This is a genomic window from Porphyromonas levii DSM 23370 (assembly GCF_000379925.1).
Lineage (GTDB): Bacteria > Bacteroidota > Bacteroidia > Bacteroidales > Porphyromonadaceae > Porphyromonas_A > Porphyromonas_A levii.
Genome location: NZ_KB904226.1, coordinates 1 through 1,499, shown reverse-complemented (window position 1 = coordinate 1,499; position 1,499 = coordinate 1). Strand labels below are relative to the sequence as shown.

The following is a 1,499-nucleotide window of genomic DNA, read 5'->3' as shown; positions in this document are numbered from 1 at the left end:
TAAAAAACAACTACCCCGATGAAATCAGCATTTCACTCCTCAAAATGCCCAAAAAACACCTCAAAATATACTCTAGGGGTCAAACTTGGGCTAGGTCCAAAGAAATATTTGCATAAAATAAAATATTTAAGTACATTTGTCGAATACAAACAAAATTACAATATTTACTAACAATTCAAACTGAATGAAAATGCTGACAAAACTTACAACAAGAGTTGGTGTTATACTAACTTTAATGACGGTTCTTAGTTTAACCGCATGTAGCAACGAAACGCGTACATCGGATATGCCTTCCGAGACTACGAATGAGATTAAAATCAATTATAGAAGTCAAATCTCGCAGATAACAGAAAAACTTTATAAAGAAGATCCGCTATGTGGTCTTGATAATGTAAATCAAAAGGTATTTGATTTGATGGGGATTAAAGCGACAATGTTAAGATCCGCTCATATAGAAGAAAGTCAAAAATACGTTGCTTCACAAATAGCAACAACGACCCTTAATCAGATGATGTCAGTAGACCCATCTGAGTACTCTTCAAAAGAAAATTATACTGAAGCACTACTTTCTATTGTTAGAAATAACGCAAACTTAACACAAGAAGAATCTACTGCTTTAGAAATTGCTTCATATGTATCAGCAGATATTATTGCCCTCAAGTATAGCGGAGAAGATACTGAACTCAGAAGCTGGATTAGTTCTGCTAAACAATGGGTAAAAAAACAATGGGATGATTGGGGAAGGTGTGCTGCAGAAGTAGTTGGTAGTGCAGGAACGGGAGCCTTAGGTGGTGCCGCAGCTGGATCTGTAATCCCTGGTTTAGGAACAACAGCAGGTGGAATAGCAGGCGGGATATCTGGTGGGTTAGTTGGTGCAGCATCTTTCTGTTAGAGATGAGAGGCAATAATAAAATTATATTAATAACATGCCTAGTTTCATGTTTACTATTGACTATTTTACTGTTTGAGTCTGCTCTAAAATCAGAACTATTTAAGGTCGGTATATCAGCTTTAATGATATTCACAGCAATATTTAGCTCGATATACCTAACAAAAATAAGGAAAGAGAAAAGATAAAGACATCCATTGTGTATTTTATTAAAGAAAAACAGGGCGAGTAGTTAGTTATTCGCCCTGTTTTTCTTTAATAAAGTATCAACACACTATGCCACGGTTGAGGGCGAAGCCCGAGGCCGTGGGAGGGTGTTTGTATAAAACCTTCTTTTCCCCTCCTTCCTCTGTATCTCTGTCGGCGGCATGCCGCCGACAGAGATACAGAGGAAGGAGGGGAAAAGGGGGAGAGGAAAGAGAATTCCTCGCTACCACGCCCTCACTCGTCGCTTCGCTCCTCGTTTCAAGAGACTGTTGCACATTCGAGTTTAGACGTTTTTGACTGACTTTTTGCAGATTTTCGTCTTGTCTAGCTTGAAAAATCGCCTTGTTTTTTGATTATTCTCCTCTGTAAAAGCTCTAAATATGAGCTTTTACAGAGGATTTCT

1 protein-coding gene is annotated in these 1,499 nt (G+C 38.2%); it reads left to right on the top strand.

Features of this window, described 5'->3' with window-relative positions; all coding sequences use genetic code 11:
- Positions 1-184 precede the first annotated feature (184 nt).
- Positions 185-892: a hypothetical protein gene (locus A3GG_RS13690; RefSeq protein WP_018357565.1), complete on the top strand. Its 708-nt coding sequence runs from the start codon at positions 185-187 to the stop codon at positions 890-892.
- The last annotated feature ends 607 nt before the right edge of the window (positions 893-1,499 follow it).